Genomic DNA, 19,997 nt, shown 5'->3' with positions numbered 1-19,997 from the left:
CTTTCTGCACGTCGAGGCCTGTAGCTTGACGCTGCCTTCCCTATGAAAGCCCCGCTGTGGTTTCCGCAAAGCTTCTTCGCCCGCACCCTGTGGCTGGTCCTCATCGTCGTGCTCTTTTCCAAGGTGCTGACGCTGTTCTATCTGATGATGAACGAGGACGTACTGGTCGACCGCCAGTACAGCCATGGTGCGGCACTGACCCTGCGGGCCTATTGGGCCGCCGATGACGAGAATCGAGAGCGCATCGCCAAGGCGGTGGGCTTGCGACGGGTGCCGGAGCAGGAAGTGCCGGCCAGCGAATACCACTGGCCTTACTCTGAGATCTTCAAGCGTCAGATGCAGGCCGAGCTGGGGCCTGAAACCGAGGTCCACGTACGGATCCAGCCTTCGCCGGCGCTCTGGGCTCGCGCCCCAGGGCTGGGACGCGGCTGGATCGAGGTTCCGCTGTACCCTTATCCGTTACAGGGCCAGCGCATCTGGAGCGTGCTGGCCTGGTTTCTCGGCATTGGCTTGCTGTCCACCGCGGCGGCCTGGATCTTCGTCAGCCAGCTCAACCTGCCGCTCAAGCGACTGGTCTACGCTGCGCGGCAGATCGGCCAGGGCCGCAGCGTGCGGCTGCCGGTCAGCGACACGCCGAGCGAGATGACCGAGCTCTATCGCGCCTTCAATCAGATGGCCGAAGACGTCGAGCAGGCTGGACGCGAGCGCGAGCTGATGCTGGCTGGGGTCTCCCATGACCTGCGCACGCCGCTGACCCGCCTGAGGCTGTCGCTGGAGCTGATGCCCAACGACGCCGAGCTGACCGAGGAGATGGTGCGCGACATTGAGGACATGGATGCCATTCTCGACCAGTTCCTGGCGTTCATCCGCGACGGGCGGGACGAGCCGGTGGAGACGGCCGATCTTGGCGAGCTGATCCGCGAGGTGGTGCAGCCCTACAACCAGCATGCCGAGACGGTTCGGCTGTGCGTCGAGCCGATCCCGATGCTTGTGCTGCGCCGGGTGTCGATCAAGCGGCTGCTGGTGAACCTGATCGAGAACGCGCTGCGCTATGGCGGCCACGGCGTCGAACTTGAAGCGCACTGCTCGGGCGACCCGAACGCCCCCTACGTGGTGATCAGCGTGCTCGACCGCGGCACGGGTATCGATCCGCGGGAAATGAGCGAGATTTTCAATCCCTTCATTCGCGGGGACCGCGCGCGTGGCGGCAAGGGCGCCGGGCTAGGGCTTGCGATCGTCAAGCGCATCGCCGCCCAGCACGGTGGCGTGGTCGAGCTGCGCAACCGCTCGGGCGGCGGCTTGGAGGCGCGGGTCAGCCTGCCGCTGGGGCTGTTGCTGCCGCGCGATGCGTTGAAGAGCTGAATTCAGCCGCCGGTAAGACACTTAACCCGGAACGAAGCGCCCGTCGAGGCAACGAGGCACTACGTCGGTCGCCACAATCGCTTTCAGCTCGTCTAGCCCTTGCCCTTGGTGCGGGTCAGGTGCGGGCCGCCGTTCTTTTCCAGGTACTGGATGATCATGCCGGCCACGTCCTTGCTGGTGGTGACTTCGATGCCTTCCAGGCCGGGGGACGAGTTGACCTCCATCACCAGCGGTCCGTGATTGGAGCGCAGGATGTCCACGCCGGCCACGTTCAGGCCCATCACCTTGGCCGCGCGGATGGCGGTCATGCGTTCTTCCGGCGTGATCTTGATCAGGCTGGCCGAGCCGCCGCGGTGCAGGTTGGAGCGGAACTCGCCGGGCTTGGCCTGGCGCTTCATCGCGGCGATGACTTTCTCGCCCACCACGAAGCAGCGGATGTCGGCGCCGCCGGCTTCCTTGATGTACTCCTGCACCATGATGTCCTGCTTCAGGCCCATGAAGGCCTCGATCACCGACTCGGCAGCCTTTTCGGTTTCGCAGAGCACCACACCGATGCCCTGGGTGCCTTCGAGCACCTTGATCACCAGGGGCGCGCCGCCGACCATCTGGATCAGGTCGGGAATGTCGTCGGGCGAATGGGCGAAGCCGGTCACCGGCAGGCCGATGCCGCGCCGCGAGAGCAGTTGCAGCGAGCGCAGCTTGTCACGCGAACGGGCGATGGCTACCGATTCGTTGAGGGGAAACACGCCCTGCATCTCGAACTGGCGCAGCACGGCGCAGCCATAGAAGGTCACCGAGGCGCCGATGCGCGGAATGACCGCGTCGAAGCCTTCCAGCGGGCGGCCTCGGTAATGGATCTGCGGCTTGTGGCTGGCGATGTTCATGTAGGCGCGAAGGGTGTCGATCACCACCATCTCGTGGCCACGCTGCTGGCCGGCCTCCACCAGTCGGCGGGTTGAATACAGGCGCGGATTGCGCGACAGCACGGCGATTTTCATTGGGCACCGGGGACAGTGAGGATCTGGGGTTTGTCTTGGATATAGGTTCGCGCGGGGTCGACCAGACATCTGCCGTCGACCAGCGCCTTGGAGCCCAGCAGCAGGCGGTAGCGCATGGTCTTGCGGCAGGTCAGGGTGAACTCGACCGGCCAGGCGCAATCGCCCATGGCCAGCAGGGTGCGGATCACGTAGCGGGTCTGTGCCTGGCCGTTGGAGCTCTTGATGATCTTGCGCGTCAGCAGCGGGGCCTCGCAGCGATGGCGTCGCTGCACCAGGGTGCCCAGATGCGCGGTGAAGCGAACCCAGCGCTGGCCATTGCGTTCGAATTCGGAAATATCGGTGGCATGCAGCGCCGAGGTGCTGGCACCCGTATCGATCTTCGCGCGCAGACCGACGACACCCAGGTCGGGCAGGGCGATCCATTCACGCAGGCCGATAACGGTAGGGGTCTGGTCTGGCTTCAAAGTGGTATCCGGGCGATTTGCGCGCATTCTAGACGGGCAGTATGACAACTGCATCTGTCTGCTGCACCCTAGGACAACGGCGTTTGGAAAGAGTAAGGCGATGAATGAAAAAGACGATGACAAGGTCCGCCTGGACAAGTGGCTATGGGCGGCGCGTTTCTTCAAGACCCGGGCGCTGGCCAAGGCTGCGATAGACGGCGGCAAGGTGCATTGCCAGGGCGAGCGTTGCAAGCCGGGCAAGGAGCCCAAGGTGGGCGAGTCGCTAACGATTCGTGCGGGTTTCGACGAGCGCACCGTGGTGGTCAAGGCGCTGTCGGCGGTGCGCCGCGGCGCGCCCGCGGCGCAGCTGCTCTATGAGGAGACTGCCGACAGCCTGGCCCGCCGTGAGCAGGCCGCCGCCATGCGAAAGGCCGGCACGCTCGGCCTGCAGACCGATGGCCGACCGAGCAAGAAGCAGCGCCGGCAGCTGCATCACTTTCGCGATTTCGGAGGCTGATCAGTCCTGGCGCAGCACGGCCAGCTGGCGCACCACGGGAACCGAACGCGCGAGGGTGAAGGCCGGGCGCGCGAGCCACTGCAGCAGCGCCGCGATCTGCGCGCCCAACGGGGTGCAGTAGCCCCAACCCAGTGCCAGCAGGGCTATAAGCAGCCCGCCGACGAAGTCGTCGCTGAACCAGTGGGCGCCGGCGACCAGGCGCGGCAGCATGAACATCAGGGTGATGCCGATCACCACCGCCAGCTTAGCGCCCCGGGCAAACAGCGCCATGAACAGGCCCCAGATCAGCAGCACCGAAGCATGGTCGCCGGGAAAGCTTTTGCTGGAGCGGTCCTTCACTTCGAAGACCCGCTCGAGCAGCGGGAAATGATCGCTCAGGTGATAGGCGGTGGCGAAGTGCATCGAGGGGCTGGCGTGCTGCCAGCCGAAATGTGCGCCAATCTTGGTGACCAGCACGCGTATCACCAGAAGCAACAGCAGCAGGGCGACGAACGTGAACAGCGCCGGGCGCAGCTGGGTCGTGCTGAACAGCCAGTCGTTGCGGATCAGCAGGGTCAGTAGGACGGCGCCGACCAGGATGTCGAAGACGCGGATGCTGGCCACCGCCCACAGCCAGTCCCATAGCATCGAGACGCCGAGCGAGCCGTTGAGCAGATGGAACACGGCCGCGTCGGCCTGGTCCCAGTACTGGCGGGTGGTGGGCCACAGCCAGCTGGCCAGCAGCAGGGCGGCGAGGGCATGGCAGGCGAGCAGCGGCAGCAGGCGCCAGCGCGACTGAGGAATGGAGGCGGAAGTCATGGACGCGTCCTTCGAGGGCTGAAGGCGCGCGATCTTAGGCGCGGTGGGGGCAACTGTCCGGGCGATGTGCTACCTGTTCAGCCGCCGTTCAGTTTCCCCTGCGGCGATGCGTTTTTGTCCGGCGCTTGGTCGTGCCGCCCTTTGCGCCTAAAATCGCCGGCCCTTTCGCTGTTCCAGTCCTTGCGAGCCTTGGCATGTCCGATCATACCCAGCGTTTCCTCTTCGACGATTCCGACGTGCGCGGTGAAATAGCCAGCCTTGGCGAGAGCTATCAGCACGTGCTGGCCAAGCATCCCTACCCGGAGCCGGTGGCCCAGCTGCTCGGTGAATTGCTGGCGGCTGCGGCGCTGTTGGTCGGTACGCTGAAGTTCGACGGTCTGCTGGTACTGCAGGCCCGTTCCTCCGGCCCGGTCCCGCTGCTGATGGTCGAGTGTTCGAGTGAGCGCGACGTGCGCGGTATCGCCCGTTACGAAGCCGATCAGATCGCCCCTGGAGCCACGCTCTCGGAGCTGATGCCCGAAGGGGTGCTGGCGATCACCGTCGACCCTACGCGGGGGCAGCGTTATCAGGGCATCGTCGCGCTGGAAGGCTTCAGCCTGGCGGCCTGCCTGTCGGACTACTTCGCCACCTCGGAGCAGCTGCCGACGCGCTTCTGGCTGAACGCCGACGGACGCCGCGCGTGCGGCATGTTGCTGCAACAGCTTCCGGCTGATCGGATCAAGGACGCCGAGGAGCGGCAGGCCAGCTGGCAGCACCTGACCACCCTGGCCGATACCCTGACCGCCGAGGAGCTGCTCGGTCTGGACAACCAGACGCTGTTGCATCGTCTCTACCATGAAGAGCAGGTGCGCCTGTTCGAGCCGCGTCCGTTGCAGTTCCAGTGCAGCTGCTCGCGCGAGCGCTCGGCCAATGCGCTGGTGAGTCTCGGCCAGGCGGACGCCGAGGCGCTGGTCCAGGAGCAGGGCGGCTCGGTGACCATCGATTGCCAGTTCTGCAACCAGCGTTACGTCTTCGATGCCGCCGATATCGCCCAGCTGTTCGCCGGTGGCGGCAGCGACGCGCCGTCGGCCACACGCCACTAAAAAGCCAGTATTTTTTCGGAACCATTCCGAGGCCCTGTCGCTCATACCCAGCGGCTCGGCTTTTTGGCATAATCGGGCACTTTTTTCGATGTAGCCTGTCGCATGGCCGGCTACAACATATAAGGAGGATTCGGCTTAAGAAGCCGACGGGGATCATCATGACGCAAGCCACTCAAGCCGTTTACAGCGACATCAGCACCGCTCAACTGGTTGAAGAAGCCCTCCGCCGCGGTGAAGGCGAACTGGCCGCCAATGGCTCGCTCGTTGTGAAGACAGGCCACCGCACGGGCCGTTCGCCTGCGGATAGGTTCATCGTTCAGGAACCTTCCACCGACTCGAAGATAGCCTGGGGCGCCATCAACCGTCCGTTCCCGGCCGACAAGTTCGATGCGCTGTGGGACCGCGTCCAGGCGTTCAACAATGCTCAGGATCACTTCGTTTCCCACGTTCATGTAGGCTCCTCCGAAGCCCACTACCTGCCGGTCAAGATGACCACCGCCACTGCCTGGCAGAACCTATTCGGTCGCCAGCTGTTCATCAACCCGCAGCCGTACAATCCGGCCGGGAAAGAGGAATGGCAGGTCCTCAACGTCGCCAACTTCGAGTGCGTACCGGAGCGCGACGGCACCAATTCCGATGGCTGCGTGATCATCAACTTCGCCCAGAAGAAGGTCCTGATCGCCGGCATGCGCTACGCCGGTGAAATGAAGAAGGCGATGTTCAGCGTGCAGAACTTCCTGCTGCCCGAGGCCGACGTGCTGCCGATGCACTGTGCGGCCAACATTGGCGAAGAAGGTGACGTCACGCTGTTCTTCGGTCTGTCCGGCACCGGCAAGACCACCCTGTCGGCCGACGAGTCGCGCTACCTGATCGGCGACGACGAGCACGGCTGGGGCAAGGGCGTGGTGTTCAACATCGAAGGCGGCTGCTACGCCAAATGCATCGACCTGTCCGAGAAGAACGAGCCGGTGATCTGGAAGGCCATCCAGTTCGGCGCCGTGCTGGAAAACGTCGTGCTCGACGAGAATCGCGTGCCCGACTACGCCGACGACAGCCTGACCCAGAACAGCCGCGCGGCCTACCCGCTGGAGCACGTCGAGAAGCGCTCTGAGAAGAACCTCGGCGGCGAACCGAACGCGGTGATCTTCCTGACCTGCGACCTGACCGGCGTACTGCCGCCCGTGTCCATCCTCAACGAAGAGCAGGCGGCCTACCACTTCCTGTCCGGTTACACCGCGCTGGTCGGTTCGACCGAGATGGGCAGCGGCGCCGGCATCAAGTCGACCTTCTCCACCTGCTTCGGTGCGCCGTTCTTCCCGCGTCCGGCGGGCGAATACGCCGAGTTGCTGATCAAGCGCATCCAGGAGTTCGGCTCCAAGGTGTACCTGGTCAACACCGGCTGGACCGGCGGTGGCTACGGTGTCGGCAAGCGCTTCAACATCCCGACCACCCGTGGCGTGATCGCGGCGATCCAGAGCGGCGCCCTGATCGGTACCGAAACCGAGCAGCTGCCAATCATCAACCTGAGCGTGCCCAAGTCGGTGCCGGGCGTGGAAACCAACCTGCTCAACCCGCGCAACACCTGGGAAGACAAGAACGCCTACGACGAGGCCGCCAAGGGCCTGGCCAAGCTGTTCATCGAGAACTTCAAGAAGTTCGACGTCTCCGACGCCATCCGCGACGCCGGCCCGCAGCTCTAAGCCGCGCGCCGTTCGAAAAGCCGCCCTCGGGCGGCTTTTTCATTTTTTGGCGCCGACTATTCGCCCGCCATCGGCCGCGCTATGGTCAAGGACCATCAGGCGGTCAACGGAGTGACAGCCATGCATGACACCCTCGAACGCGTCTTTGGTTTCCGCCAGTTTCGTTCCGGCCAGGAGGCGACCGTCAGCGCGGTGCTGGCCGGCCGCTCGGCGGCGGCGATCTTTCCCACCGGCTCAGGCAAATCGCTGTGCTATCAGTTGCCGGCGTTGCTGCTGCCCAACCTCACATTAGTGGTCTCGCCGCTGTTGGCGCTGATGCAGGACCAGCTCGCCTTTCTCCATCGGCACGGCATTGCGGCGGCGAGCATCGATTCGGCGCAGAGCCGCGAGCAGGCCGCGGAGGTCATGGGCAAGGCCAAGTCCGGTGAACTCAAGGTGCTGATGATCTCGGTTGAGCGGCTGAAGAACGAGCGCTTCCGGCAGTTCATCGGGCAGGTGCCGATTTCGCTGCTGGTGATCGACGAGGCGCACTGCATTTCCGAATGGGGCCACAATTTTCGCCCCGACTACCTGAAGCTGCCCGATTACCAGCGCGAGTTCGGCATCCCTCAGGTGCTGCTGCTCACGGCCACCGCGACGCCGGCGGTGATCGACGACATGCGCGCGAAGTTCGGTATTGCCGAAGAGGACGTGATAACTACCGGCTTCTACCGGCCGAACCTGAACCTGCTGGTCGAGCCGGTCACCAGTCTGCGTAAGCCGCAAAGACTGCTCGAGTGGTTGGCGGCCAAGCCCGGCGAGCCGAGCATCGTCTACGTGACCCAGCAGAAGACTGCCGAGCAGGTGGCCGACCAGCTGAGCCGCGGTGGTGTGCCGGCCAGCGCCTACCACGCCGGCATGGCACACGAGCAGCGCGAAGCGATCCAGCGACGGTTCATGTCCGGGGAGATCGGCTGCATCGTTGCCACCATCGCCTTCGGCATGGGCATCGACAAGGCCGACATCCGCAACGTTGTGCATTACGACCTGCCCAAGTCGGTGGAGAACTACAGCCAGGAGATCGGCCGCGCCGGGCGCGACGGCAACGCCGCCGACTGCCTGGTGCTGGCCAACCGCGACAGCCTCAACGTGCTGCAGAACTTCGTCTATGGCGATACGCCCGAGCGCGATGGCATCGCCGTGGTGCTGGCCGAGATCGCCGCCGCGGGCGAGCAGTGGGAGCTGTTGCTCAATCCGCTGTCCGATCAGAGCAACATCCGCCAGTTGCCGCTCAAGACGCTGCTGGTGCAGCTCGAGCTGCTCGACGTGATTGCCCCGCGCTACGCCTATTTCGCCGAATACCGCTTCAAGTATCGGGTCGAGCCCGAGGCGCTGGTCGCGCGGTTCGAAGGTGAGCGGCGCCGTTTCGTCGAGGCCGTTGTACAGACCTCGGCCCGCGCGCGGACCTGGTGCACGGTGGATTTCGAGACGCTGTACCGCGACCACGGCGCCGAGCGTAGCCGGGTGGTCAAGGCGCTGGACTGGTTCAACGAGCAGGGCCTGATCGAACTGGAAAGCAAACAGATGACCGAGGTCTATGGCGTACTGCAGCCCGACCTCGACGCGCCAGCACTGGCCGAACGGCTGCACCACTACTTCGAGGACAAGGAGACGGCCGAGATTGCCCGCATCCAGGCGATGCTGGCGCTGTTCGAGTCCGAGCACTGTCTGAGTCAGCGGCTGGCCGCCTACTTCGGAGACCGGCAGGCGCCGACCCATTGCGGTCATTGCTCGGTCTGCCGTGGACAGGTCGCCCGCTTGCCGGAGCCGCCGGCGCTCGCCCCGCTCGAGGAGAAGGACTTGTCGCGCCTCGCGGCGGGCTTCATCGCATGTCACCAGGAAGCCCGTGGCGAGGCGCCGTCGAGCGAGACGCTGACGCGCTTTCTTTGCGGTATCAGCGTGCCGCTGTTCACCCGCCTGAAGGCGCGAACGCTGCCCGGCTTCGCCAGCCTGGAAGCCTATCCCTACGCGCAGGTGCGCGATTGGGTCCGACGTGCGTAGCAGGGGAGTTGACTGGCCGGTCGGAAGAAAAGCTGAACCTCGGCCGGTCAGCCGCCTCGAAACTACAAGCACGTCAGAACGAGGTAGGCTCCATGCAAGTTCAAGTGAACACCAATCACATCCAGGGCAGTGCCGAGCTACAGGAATGGGTCGGAGCGGCGGTCACCGAGCGTCTGGAACGATTCGATGACCTGTTGACCCGGGTGGAGATCCATGTCGGCGACGAAAACGCGCAGAAGGCTGGTGCCGACGACAAGCGCTGCCAGATCGAAGCGCGGCCTAAGGGCCATCAATCCCTGTCGGTGACACACAAGGCCGAGTCCCTGCAGCTCGCGGTCGATGGGGCTGCCGAGAAAATGCGCAACGCCCTCGATCACCTGGTCGGGAAGCTGGACGCCAAGTCCGTCCCCACCGGGCATCTGGATGATCCGCTGCTGAGCGAAGATCCGCCGCAGGTGACCGATGCCCTGCTGCAGGAAGAATTCCTCGCCCGCCAGGAGGCGCTGGGCAAGGAGTGACCGAATACGCGCCGGGCAACGCTGCCCGGCGACTGGTTTCTTTGGCGGCGTGCTTCCGAGTACGTCGCTTTTTTTACGGGCGCTTACTACCCGAGGCTGCGCTTTGGCTCGCAAGGCGGAACGATCCACCCGCGGCAGGGGCCCAAAGTCGAGAAGCCTTCGGAGTCGTTATCCATGACCTTTTCGATCATTGCCCGCTGCCCGCGCACGGGGCAATTCGGTGTGGCGGCTGCCACCGCCATGCCCGCAGTGGGCAAGCTGCTGACCCATGCCGCAGCCCGCATCGGCGCCGTGGCGACCCAGGCGCAGATCAACCCCTATCTGGGCATCGACGGACTGAACCTTCTGCGCCAGAACCGCTCGGCCGCCGAGGTGATCGATCAGCTGCACCGCACCGACCCCTGCATGGCTCTGCGTCAGTGCGCGGTGATCGACCCGCAGGGGCGCAGCGCGTGCTGGACCGGCGAAAAGTGCATTCCCTGGGCGGGCTCGTTGGCCGGTGAGCAGTTTTCCGTGCAGGGCAATCGGCTCGCAGGGCCGCAGGTGCTCGAGGCGATTGCCGCAGCCTTCATGCACGATCCGGCATTGCCGCTGGTGGAGCGGCTGATGGAGGCGATCGCGGCAGGTGACCGGGTGGGGGGCGATCGCCACGGCGAATCTTCGGCGACTATCTATGTGGTCGACCGTGAACAGTACCCGCTATGGGACATCCGCGTCGACCATCACCCTGATCCCGTCGCCGAGCTGCGTCGCTTGCACAAGGTGTTCGAGGCCCAGGTGTATCCCGAGATACTCGCCATGCCGACCCGGGAAAACCCCGCCGGCGCCGCAGCCAAGGAAGAGACCATCTAGCCAGTCGCGCTTTAGCGAGCGTCTTTGCAGCCCAGGCATTTCCCTGTGCGGGAAGACCTGCGATGCTCGGCGGCATCCGTTTCGAGCAGAGGCAAGCATGCGCATCAGTTCCGATTTCGACAGTGGCAACATCATCGTCCAGGATGCCAGCGATCCGCGGCAGGTACGCCTGGCCATCCGCCCCGACACGCGCAGCCACCATTTCCAGTGGTTCCATTTCAAGGTCGAGGGGCTGACCCTGGGCGCGCGCTGCGATTTCAGCCTGACCAACGCCAGCGACTCGGCCTACAGCCATGCCTGGACCGGCTATCACGCCGCCGCCTCGTACGATCAGGTCAACTGGTTCCGCGTGCCGAGCCGCTTCGAAGACGGTGCCCTGCGCTTCGGCCTGGAGCCCGAGCAGGCGCAGATCTGGTTCGCCTATTTCGAGCCCTACAGCCGGGCTCGTCACGACTGGCTGATCGAACAGGCGCTGAGCCGCGCCGGCGCCGAACTGGCCGCCTGCGGCAAGAGCCTGGAAGGTCGCGACATTCAGCTGCTGCGGGTCAGCCGTCAGCCGAATGCGGCCCGCAAGCTGTGGATCATCGCCCAGCAGCATCCGGGCGAGCATATGGCCGAGTGGTACATGGAAGGGGTGATCGAGCGGCTGCAGAACCGGGACGATCCCGAACTCGAAGCGCTGCTGAGCCAGGCCGACCTCTACCTGGTGCCGAACATGAACCCCGATGGCGCCTTCCACGGCCATCTGCGGACCAACGCCGCCGGCCGCGATCTCAACCGCGCCTGGCAGGACGCCAGCGAGGCCGAGACGCCCGAGGTGTTCTTCGTCCAGCAACAGATGCGCGCGATCGGCGTCGACCTGTTCCTGGATATCCACGGCGACGAGGAAATTCCCCACGTCTTCACCGCGGGCGGAGAGGGTAATCCCGGCTATACACCGCGCATCGCCGAACTGGAGGAGGAGTTTCGCCGGCGTCTGGTGGAGATGGGCGCCGAGTTCCAGACCCGTTACGGCTACCCGCGCAGCGCGCCGGGCAAGGCCAATCTGACCCTTGCCTGCAACTCGGTCGGCCAGGAGTTCGACTGCCTGGCCTTCACCATCGAGATGCCGTTCAAGGACCACGACGACACCCCCAACCCGGCCACCGGCTGGAGCGGCGCGCGTTCCATGCAGCTGGGCAAGGATGTGCTGAGCGTAATGGCGCAGATGGTCGATCACCTGCGCTAGAGCCAGCGTCGCTGGCGCCTGCTTGCAGGCGCCGTCTCGAAGGTGTCGACTGACATCGTTCTGAAACATCCCGAAAAGCACGCCCGGGCCCTATACCGGGCATCCGCGTCAGCTTCTTCCATACTGATCAGCTTCGACCGCCCGGCTCGGCGGCTCTGCCGTTCGGGTCCGGTAGACTGGCCGTTCTGCCCGCCGCCCCGATGGTCGCCCCTGCACGGCCGCCACGGACATTGTCTGTCAGGCGACGGTCCGATCCGAGTAGAAGAGGAGAAGCATCGAATGAAGCGTCGCCAGTTCGTTCACAGCGCCGCGGTCGCGGCCGCCCTGGCTGCCCTTGGGCCGCTGCTGCCTTCTTTGGCCCTGGCTGTCGAAGGCGTGCTCAAGCGCAAGATTCCTTCCAGCGGCGAAGCGCTTCCGGTCATCGGTCTCGGCACCTCGCAGACTTTCAACGTGGGGATCAACGACAAGGAGCTCGAGCCGCTGCTCGAGGTGGTGCGGACCTTCGTCAACGGCGGCGCCCGGTTGATCGACACCGCGCCGAGCTACCGTGCGGCCGAGCAGGTGTCAGGTGAGCTGGTGACCCGGCTGGATGTGCGCGACAAGGTGTTTCTCGCCAGCAAGGTGTCGAGCACGGGCCGCGAGGCGGGGCAGCGGCAGAACCAGGCAAGCTTCGAGGCGCTGCAGACCGACACCATCGACCTGATGCAGGTGCATAACCTGCAGGACACCACCACCCAGCTCAACCTGCTGCGCGACCTGCGAGAGCAGGGCAAGGTGCGCTACATCGGCGTGACCCATTACGTCGATTCGGCCCATGACGAGCTCCTCGCCGTGCTGCAGAAGGAAAAGCTCGACTTCGTCCAGTTCAACTATTCGGTGGCCGAGCGCAACGCCGAAAAGCGCCTGCTGCCTTATTGCGCCGACAACGGCATCGCCACTTTGATCAACCGTCCCTTCACCCGCGGCGGGCTGCTGTCGAAGGTCCGCGACAAGCCGCTGCCGGACTGGGCCGTGGAGATCGACGCGACGTCCTGGGCGCAGCTGCTGCTCAAGTTCATCCTGGCCAACGAGGCGGTCACCGCGGTGATTCCGGCCACGTCCAACCCGCGTTACATGGCAGACAATCTCAAGGCCGGGCAGGGTCGCCTGCCCGATGCCGGGCAGCGCGAGCGTATCGTCCAGGCCTTCTCGTGACCTACCGCGCGGCGCATTGAGCCACGCACCGCGTTTTCGCAGGAGGTTCCCATGAGCACCGCTGCCTCTTCGGCGACTCGCCGGCTGGCCCGCTCGATCAATGCCGAGCCCAACGAGTTGCTGGCGGTGCTGGCCGGCTTCGGATTGTTCTTCTGCCTGTTCTGCGGCTACTTCATGCTGCGTCCGATTCGCGAGTCCATGGGCATCATGGCCGGGGTGGAGAACCTGCAATGGCTGTTCACCGCGACCTTCTTCGCCATGCTGCTGGCCGTGCCGCTGTTCGCCTGGCTCAACTCCCACGTGGCGCGCATCCATTACATCGACTGGGTGTACGGCTTCTTCTGCCTGAACCTGCTGCTGTTCGCCGGACTGTTCCTGAGCATGGGCGACAACGTCTGGCTGGCGCGGGTGTTTTACGTCTGGATCTCCGTTTACAACCTGTTCGTGGTGTCGGTGGCCTGGAGCCTGATGGCCGATGTCTTCGATTCGCCGCAGGCCAAGCGGCTGTTCGCCTTCATCGCCGCCGGTGCGAGCGTCGGCGGGCTCAGCGGTCCGGCCTTGAGCGCCTTGCTGATTGGCGTGCTGGGCGAAGCCGGGTTGATGCTGCTGGCGGCGGTGCTGCTCGCCGCGGCGGTGGCGCTCAAGCATTACCTGATGCGTTGGCGCGAAGTTGGCGGTGCCGGGCGGCCGGGCGCGGTGCCGACGGAAAACACACGGCGGCCGGTGCCGGGCAACCCGTTCAGCGGGCTGACCCGGGTGTTGGGCTCGACCTACCTGCTGGGCATCAGCGCCTTCGTCATTCTCCTGGCCACGGTGAGCACCTTTCTCTATTTCGAGCAGGCGCGGCTGGTGTCCGAACTCTTCCCCGATCGCGCCGAGCAGGTGCGGGTGTTCGGTATCATCGACTTCGTGGTGCAGGCCGGCGCGCTGTTGTCACAGCTGTTCATCACCGGGCGCATCGCGCAGCGCCTGGGTGTGCGTGTGCTGCTGGCGATGGTTCCGGCCCTGGTCTGCCTGGGTTTCATTGGTCTGGCAATGGCACCGACCTTCGCCGTGCTGGCGGCGTTGATGATCGTGCGGCGGATCGGTGAGTACGCCTTCGTCCGGCCCGGGCGCGAAATGCTCTTCGCCCCCCTCGATGCGCAGAGCAAGTACAAGGCGAAGAACTTCATCGACACGGTGGTCTATCGCGGCGGCGATGCCATCAGCGGTTGGGCCAAGGCCTTCATCGACATGCTCGGCCAGGGCGCGGTGCTGGTAGCGCTGGTGGGTGCGGTCTGCGCCGCCGTCTGGGGCGCGCTTGGCTGGTACCTAGGCGGGCGCGCGGATCGTGGCCGGCCCGATGCCTCTTCCAACGCCGTGGCCGGTCGGGAGGGCCCCGAGAAGGCCGGTGCCCACTAACCAGAGCGGCGTGTTGGGCGTGACTATGGCAAAAGGCTTACACGCCGTTGCGACGTTCTGCGCTTTTGCCTACCCATAAGGGTCCCTAAAATATGCCATCTCTGACGCACAGGACGTGCTCGGGATCATGGATGATCGACCACTGCCAGGACGGCGCTCCAATGATTTGGAATGGTCAGGAAAAACCCGCTTCGGCGGGTTTTTTGCTTTCCGGCGCCTGGAGAACCGGCATCGTCAGTCGCGGGTGCTGGTGATTTGTACCAGGGTGCCGTCGATGAAGCGCAGGTAACGCGTCATGCCGTTGCGCGGACCATAGGCCCAGCGCTCCACCGTGACCGCACCTTCAGGCGGCAGGCCGTTTTCCTGCAGGGTGGGCACGGTGCGCTCGCGCGCATCCGGCTCCCCGCATTTGCGCAGCACCTCCAGGCTGTTGTCGCCCTCGTTGATCAGGCCCTCGTTGCAGCGCATCGACGCGAGCGTGGCGCTGCTCGTTGCCAGCAGCAGAACGGCCAGCAGGCTTTTGCAGATCGGCTTGAACATACAGAACTCCTGATATCGCTCCGCCCATCCTAGCCCCACGGTTGCGGTGGGTGAAGCGCATAAATGAGCAGCGTCTCTATTCGCGAATGGCAAAAGGCTTACACGCCGTCGCGGCGTTCTGCGCTTTTGCCGCTGCGGGATCGCCCCTAGGATAGCCACATCTCTGAGGCGCACGGATGCGCTCAGGATCAAGGATGATCGACCATTGCCAGGACGGCGCTCCAAAAGGATTTGGATGGTCAGGAAAAACCCGCTTCGGCGGGTTTTTTGCTTTCTCAGGCATTCTCGGCGGATGAGGCCGACGAGACGCGAGCCTCAACGCGCTGGCGCAACCAGATGATCACGGCCGTGAGTGCCAGCAGGGCCGCACAGACCGTGATGACCAGATCGAAGCCTGCATCGAACGCGCCCCTCGCGAGTGCGCGCAGCGCCGCTGCCGCGGCCGGCGACATCCCATCGGCCAGCAGATAGGCTTCATCGAGGCTGCCATAGGCCTTGGCCGGCAGCGTCTGGTCGGCCATCGTCATCGTTCGGCTGTACATCACAGCCGCAAGGCTACCCATCAGGGTAACGCCCAGCGCACCACCCAGCTCATAGGACACTTCTTCGATCGAGGCAGCCATGCCGGCCTGCTCCGCCGGGGCGCCCAGCATGATGCTGCTCGAAGCCGCCGTCATCGTTGCGCCAAGCCCGGCACCCAGGACGGCCAGGCTGGCAATCTGGGACGCAAGGCCGTCGTCGCGTACCAGCAGGTAGGCGGCCATGCCAACGCCGGAAATCATCAGCGCACCGAACAGCACCCGGGCATTACCGATGCGTGGCAGCATGAAGCCAGTTAGCGGCCCCGAGACGAAAGCGGCCAGCGGTAGCGGCAGTATCGCCAGCCCGGCCTCCAGTGGCGAAAGGCCCAGCACCAGCTGCAGGCGCTGGCTCAACACCAGCTCCATGCCCATCAACGCGGCTGCGGCCACGAGCGCCGCGGCGACACCCGCGCTGACGACCCGGTTGCGGAAGATGGAGAAGTCGACCATCGGCTGCGGGCTCCGCCGCTGCCGTCGGACGAAGAGCACCAGGGCCAGCGTACCGATGAAGGCGGCTGCCACTACCGCCTCGATGGAGGGCTCGCGCTTGCTCAACTCCTTGATCGCATAGGCCAACCCGATCAGCCCGACCATCGCCTGGATCGAGCCGAGTAGATCCCAGGCACGCGCGGGATTGCCCGGCCGGATCGGAATCAGCCAGAGAGCCAGCACCAGGGCCAGAACGACGATCGGCACGTTGATCAGAAACACCGAGCCCCACCAGAAATGTTCCAGCAGAACGCCACCGATGACCGGCCCGAAGGCGGCGCCCCCCGAGGCGATGGCGGCCCAGATGCCTATCGCCAGGGAGCGTTCTCGCTCGTCTTCGAAGGTCAGGCGGATGATCGAGAGCGTGGCGGGCATCATCATCGCGGCGCCCACGCCGAGCAGGGCGCGGGCGGCGATCAGCCAGCCGGGGCTCGGCGAAAAGGCGGCGGCCAGCGACGCGACGCCGAACACGCACAGGCCTGCGATGAAGAGCTGCCGATGGCCGAGGCGGTCTCCGAGCGTGCCCATGCCCAACAGCAACCCGGACACGACCAGCGCATAACTGTTCACAATCCACAGCTTCTCGCTGGCGTTGGCTTGCAGGTCGTGGGTCAGCGAAGGTAGCGCCGTGTACAGTACGGTCATGTCGATGACGATCATCAACAGGGCGCTGGAGATGATGGCCAGGACCAGCCAGCGTCCCGCAGTGGCGTTAGGCATGAGTTTTCTCACGGTTAAAATACGATCGTATTGTATTGGAGTGCTGGATGGGTAGGCCATCGATCATTGATCGCGACCAGGTACTCGGATGTGCCGAACAGATCCTCCGTGCTTCCGGCGTCGCCGGACTCAGTATCGGTGCCGTCGCCAAGGCCGCCGGCATCAGCAAGGGAGGGGTGCAGTCGGCGTTCGGCACGAAGGAGCAGTTGCTCCAGGCCCTTTATGACCGCTGGGCAAATGAGTATCTGGACGCCGTCCGTCTACGGGTCGGCCCTTCGCCTTCGCGCGAAGAGACGGTGCACGCGCATGTTGCGTTGACCCGGGAGCTGGATAACCAGGAGGCCGATCGCGCCGCCGGGCTGATGGCGGCAACGCTCGACGCGCCGCAGGTCCGTCGCGAGGCTCAGGCGTTCTATCGAAGTCTGCTGAAGATGGATGCGCCGCTGGATGCCGCCGGGCGTCGTGCGCGGCTTGCGTTGCTAGCCACCGAGGGGGTGTTCCTGCTGCGCTGCTTCGGTCTGCTGGAGCTTGGCGAGGACCAGTGGCAGGACATCTTCGACGACATCGAGGGCTTGCTCGCTGATGAAGCGCCCTAGCGAGGGGTGACGTCTAGAACTCCTGGCTCGAGCCGTTAAGCCCGGCCCGGAACTCTTCCTCCGAAATCGGCAGCCGTGGTCCGTCAGCCGATCAAGCTGCTGGAACAACCGCGTCCGTTTCACCATAAGAAAAACGGTCAGTGCCTGCAGGATGCGCCTGTTCAACGAGGCTTTCGCACCGAAACCGTTCGGCCCTGACCTGCTCGTTCAGCTCATCCGCGGCCTTGTCTTGGTCCGGTGACCGGTCTTTGCGGTCTACGCCATTCATCATCTTCCGCCTCTGTCGGATCGACGGTCGCGCACGATCCCATGCCGGGATTTTCTTATGGAAGAGGGTCACCGGTGGCCCTGGTGAGAGGTGAATCATGAGCGAAGACACCAACTGGCAAAACGTTGCGCAGGCGGCTCCGGGAGAGTCGGACGACATAGGTACGGACGATGCGCCAATGTCCGACCCGAACGATGATTCGGGGGTGACCGACGAAGACATCGACATGTTCGAGGATGACCCGAACATTCCCACTGAATGAGCGAGCGCTTCCTGTGCTCGCCTCGACACCATGTCGCCCCGGAGCGCGCCTGCCCCGGGGCGGCATGACCCTTTCCGGCCAGTGTCCAGGCCACGGGTCCTATGCCGGCGTTTGTTAAACCGCCCCGTTAGCTGCCGTTTCGTCACCGGACAGCTATTGCGCCGTTACCCCGCCTACCGCCACGATCTGCTCGATCAGCCACTGCAGGGCCGCGTCCCGTTCGCGCTGCGCAACGCTGACGATGTCCAAGCGGAAGGTTCCGAGATCGAACGGCAGCTCCAGCAATTGCAGCGGGAGGAGCTTCGCGAAATGCCGTGCGAGCTGGGTCGGCAGAACCGCTGCCAGGTCGCTGCTGGCCACGATATGGGCCGCCTGAAGGTAGTTCGGGGTGGTGTAGACGACGTCGCGCTCGAGGCCCTGGTCTTCCAGCCACTGGTCGACCATTCCCCGCGTCTGGCCGCCGTGGACCCAGAGATGGCGCAGGCGCAGGAAACCGGACAGATCCAGTCGCTCGCCAATCAGGGGGTGCTCGCGACGCACCGCGACCCGCAGGGTTTCGCTGGACCAGCGACGCGTATGGAAGCGCGTCGGCACTTCGACGAAGCGGCCAAGGACGAGATCCAGCTCGCCGTTGTCCAGCGCTTCGGCGGGCAGGCTTGGGGTGAGATGCTCGATCGCCAGCTGGATGCCCGGCGCGGCCTCGGCCAGGTGTGCCATCAGGGCGGGCATGCAGATCAGCTCGACATAGTCGGTCACCGCGATGACGAAGCGCTGGCGGCTGGTGGCCGGGTCGAAGAAGTCGCCAGCGTTGAGCGTGTGTTCGATCTGCTGCAACGCATCGCGGATCGGCGCCTCCAGGCTCAGCGCCCGAGGTGTGGGTTGCATGGCGCGACCGACGCGCACCAGCAGTGGATCGTCGAGCAGTTCGCGCAGGCGATTGAGTGCATTGCTGACGGCCGGCTGGCTGAGCGAAAGGCGCTCGGCTGCGCGAGAAACGTTGCGTTCGCGCAGCAAGGCGTCTAGCACGCGCAACAGGTTGAGGTCGAAGTTGTAGATATTCATCTAATGAATTGCAAACATCACAAGACTAAATTTCAAAAATAGTACCGTCTTCATCTAAGGTAGGTCTTCTGATTTTTTCCGCCTTGCGACGAGGACAGCAGCAATGAGCCAAACCCGCTTCGATATCCAGACCGCCGCCGTGATCGGTGCGGGTACCATGGGCCGCGGTATCGTCATGAGCCTGGCCAATGCCGGGGTGCAGGTGCGCTGGCTGGACAACAATCCAGAAATGCTTGAGCAGGCGCTGGGCGTGGTGGCCGATACCTATGCGCACAATGTCCGCCAGGGGCGGATCGACGAAGCCCAGGCCCAGGCGCGTCGCGCCTGCATCAGCCAGGCGGCCGATTACCAGGCGTTGGCGGACGTGGACCTGGTGATCGAAGCGGTCTACGAGAACCTCGAACTGAAGCAGAACATCTTCCGCGAGCTGGACGGCATCGTTAAGCCCGAGGCCATCTTGGCCAGCAACACCTCGGCGCTGGACATCGACGCCATCGCGGCTGTCACCAAACGCCCGGAACAGGTGGTGGGGCTGCACTTCTTCAGCCCGGCGCACATCATGAAGCTGTTGGAAATCGTCCGTGGTGCGAAGACCTCGAAAGCGGTGCTCGACGCCTCTACCGAACTCGGCAAGCGCATGGGCAAAGTCAGCGTGATCGCCGGCAACTGCCCGGGTTTCATCGGCAACCGCATGCTCAAGACCTACGTGCGCGAGGCGCGGATGATGCTGCTCGAAGGCGCCTATCCGCATCAGGTGGATGCTGCACTGCAGGGCTTCGGGTTCGCCATGGGGCCGTTTCGCATGTACGACGTGGTCGGCATTGACCTGGAGTGGCGCGCCCGCGAGCTGGCCGGCAAGGGCCAGGAAGAGCCCGAGGTGCAGGTCGACAACCGCCTCTGCGAGCTGGGCCGCTTCGGCCAGAAGTCGCGGATGGGCTACTACCGCTACGCCGAGGGCAGCCGCCAGGCCGAGCACGACCCGGAAGTGGATGCGCTGGTGCAGCGAGAGTCCGAACGGCTGGGCTTCCAGCGCCGCGAGATCGACGAAGAGGAAATCCGCGAGCGTTGCCTACTGGCACTGGTCAACGAAGGCGCGAAGATCCTCCAGGAAGGCATGGCCGAGTCCAGCACCGATATCGATACCGTCTACCTCAACGGCTACGGCTTCCCGGCTGAAGTCGGCGGGCCTATGACCTGGGCAGACCGCCAGGGCCTGCCGACGATTCGTGACCGGCTCAATGCGCTGGCCGAGCGCCACGGCCCGCATTGGCAACCGGCCGAGCTGATCGACAGCCTGGCCACCCTCGGTGGTCGCTTCGTCGACTACAAGAAGAAGGAGGCCTGAG

Annotated in this window: 19 protein-coding genes; 13 read left to right on the top strand and 6 right to left on the bottom strand. The window is 64.7% G+C overall.

Translation table 11 applies throughout. The features are described from left to right. The first annotated feature begins 42 nt into the window (after positions 1–42). Positions 43–1,362, top strand: coding sequence for an ATP-binding protein (locus G7026_RS10705; RefSeq protein ID WP_181070754.1), 1,320 nt, complete (start codon positions 43–45; stop codon positions 1,360–1,362). A 92-nt stretch (positions 1,363–1,454) separates the two neighbouring features. Here G7026_RS10705 and rimK read toward each other — a convergent pair whose 3' ends face one another. Together rimK and rimB are read right to left on the bottom strand one after the other, a co-directional pair. Beyond that, positions 1,455–2,360 (bottom strand): 30S ribosomal protein S6--L-glutamate ligase, encoded by a 906-nt coding sequence (rimK, locus tag G7026_RS10700; RefSeq protein ID WP_138406483.1) that lies wholly within the window; start codon positions 2,358–2,360, stop codon positions 1,455–1,457. Then, positions 2,357–2,851 (bottom strand): retropepsin-like aspartic endopeptidase RimB, encoded by a 495-nt coding sequence (gene rimB, locus G7026_RS10695; RefSeq protein WP_181070753.1) that lies wholly within the window; start codon positions 2,849–2,851, stop codon positions 2,357–2,359. Before rimB ends, rimK begins: the two co-directional genes overlap by 4 nt. 73 nt (positions 2,852–2,924) lie before the next feature. Between rimB and G7026_RS10690 the strand changes: the two genes are divergently transcribed. Continuing rightward, a complete protein-coding gene (locus G7026_RS10690) occupies positions 2,925–3,320 on the top strand; it encodes an RNA-binding S4 domain-containing protein (protein WP_181070752.1) in 396 nt (131 codons plus the stop codon). Here the strand turns inward: G7026_RS10690 and G7026_RS10685 are convergent, their stop codons facing one another. Next, positions 3,321–4,118, bottom strand: a complete 798-nt coding sequence (locus tag G7026_RS10685) for a phosphatase PAP2 family protein (protein ID WP_181070751.1) — start codon at positions 4,116–4,118, stop codon at positions 3,321–3,323. A gap of 194 nt (positions 4,119–4,312) precedes the next feature. Between G7026_RS10685 and hslO the strand changes: the two genes are divergently transcribed. The 8 genes from hslO (at position 4,313) to G7026_RS10645 (ending at position 14,133) form a co-directional block, all read left to right on the top strand. Beyond that, complete coding sequence (hslO, locus tag G7026_RS10680) at positions 4,313–5,200, top strand: Hsp33 family molecular chaperone HslO (RefSeq protein WP_181070750.1); 888 nt, start codon at positions 4,313–4,315, stop codon at positions 5,198–5,200. A 158-nt stretch (positions 5,201–5,358) separates the two neighbouring features. After that, on the top strand, positions 5,359–6,900 hold the full coding sequence (locus tag G7026_RS10675) for a phosphoenolpyruvate carboxykinase (protein ID WP_181070749.1): 1,542 nt from the start codon (positions 5,359–5,361) through the stop codon (positions 6,898–6,900). A 120-nt stretch (positions 6,901–7,020) separates the two neighbouring features. Further along, complete coding sequence (locus G7026_RS10670; RefSeq protein WP_181070748.1) at positions 7,021–8,940, top strand: RecQ family ATP-dependent DNA helicase; 1,920 nt, start codon at positions 7,021–7,023, stop codon at positions 8,938–8,940. A gap of 92 nt (positions 8,941–9,032) precedes the next feature. After that, positions 9,033–9,458, top strand: coding sequence for an HPF/RaiA family ribosome-associated protein (locus G7026_RS10665; protein ID WP_181070747.1), 426 nt, complete (start codon positions 9,033–9,035; stop codon positions 9,456–9,458). A gap of 174 nt (positions 9,459–9,632) precedes the next feature. Then, positions 9,633–10,310, top strand: coding sequence for a DUF1028 domain-containing protein (locus G7026_RS10660; protein WP_181070746.1), 678 nt, complete (start codon positions 9,633–9,635; stop codon positions 10,308–10,310). Between the two features lie 97 nt (positions 10,311–10,407). Next, a complete protein-coding gene (locus tag G7026_RS10655) occupies positions 10,408–11,538 on the top strand; it encodes a M14 family metallopeptidase (protein WP_181070745.1) in 1,131 nt (376 codons plus the stop codon). 279 nt (positions 11,539–11,817) lie between these two features. Beyond that, the gene (locus G7026_RS10650; protein ID WP_181070744.1) at positions 11,818–12,732 is read left to right on the top strand and encodes an aldo/keto reductase; all 915 of its coding nucleotides are present in this window, start codon (positions 11,818–11,820) and stop codon (positions 12,730–12,732) included. 51 nt (positions 12,733–12,783) lie between these two features. Next, a complete protein-coding gene (locus G7026_RS10645) occupies positions 12,784–14,133 on the top strand; it encodes an NTP/NDP exchange transporter (RefSeq protein WP_181070743.1) in 1,350 nt (449 codons plus the stop codon). A gap of 234 nt (positions 14,134–14,367) precedes the next feature. On the opposite strand, the gene G7026_RS10640 is transcribed toward G7026_RS10645, so the two are convergent. Together G7026_RS10640 and G7026_RS10635 are read right to left on the bottom strand one after the other, a co-directional pair. Next, complete coding sequence (locus tag G7026_RS10640) at positions 14,368–14,673, bottom strand: DUF2845 domain-containing protein (RefSeq protein WP_181070742.1); 306 nt, start codon at positions 14,671–14,673, stop codon at positions 14,368–14,370. A 275-nt stretch (positions 14,674–14,948) separates the two neighbouring features. Then, positions 14,949–16,463, bottom strand: a complete 1,515-nt coding sequence (locus tag G7026_RS10635; RefSeq protein WP_181070741.1) for an MFS transporter — start codon at positions 16,461–16,463, stop codon at positions 14,949–14,951. Positions 16,464–16,510: 47 nt separating this feature from the next. Here G7026_RS10635 and G7026_RS10630 point away from each other — a divergent pair, with 47 nt between their 5' ends. Together G7026_RS10630 and G7026_RS10625 are read left to right on the top strand one after the other, a co-directional pair. Beyond that, positions 16,511–17,059 carry a TetR/AcrR family transcriptional regulator gene (locus G7026_RS10630; RefSeq protein ID WP_181070740.1) on the top strand — a complete coding sequence of 183 codons (549 nt, stop codon included), beginning with the start codon at positions 16,511–16,513 and terminating at the stop codon, positions 17,057–17,059. A 365-nt stretch (positions 17,060–17,424) separates the two neighbouring features. Further along, the gene (locus tag G7026_RS10625; RefSeq protein ID WP_181070739.1) at positions 17,425–17,589 is read left to right on the top strand and encodes a hypothetical protein; all 165 of its coding nucleotides are present in this window, start codon (positions 17,425–17,427) and stop codon (positions 17,587–17,589) included. Positions 17,590–17,742: 153 nt separating this feature from the next. On the opposite strand, the gene G7026_RS10620 is transcribed toward G7026_RS10625, so the two are convergent. Then, the gene (locus G7026_RS10620; protein ID WP_181070738.1) at positions 17,743–18,651 is read right to left on the bottom strand and encodes a LysR family transcriptional regulator; all 909 of its coding nucleotides are present in this window, start codon (positions 18,649–18,651) and stop codon (positions 17,743–17,745) included. 103 nt (positions 18,652–18,754) lie between these two features. Between G7026_RS10620 and G7026_RS10615 the strand changes: the two genes are divergently transcribed. Next, positions 18,755–19,996 carry a 3-hydroxyacyl-CoA dehydrogenase gene (locus tag G7026_RS10615; protein ID WP_181070737.1) on the top strand — a complete coding sequence of 414 codons (1,242 nt, stop codon included), beginning with the start codon at positions 18,755–18,757 and terminating at the stop codon, positions 19,994–19,996. The last annotated feature ends 1 nt before the right edge of the window (position 19,997 follow it).

It is taken from the genome of Stutzerimonas azotifigens (assembly GCF_013522725.1).
Taxonomy (GTDB): domain Bacteria; phylum Pseudomonadota; class Gammaproteobacteria; order Pseudomonadales; family Pseudomonadaceae; genus Stutzerimonas; species Stutzerimonas azotifigens_A.
This window is presented reverse-complemented; position numbering and strand designations above follow the sequence as displayed.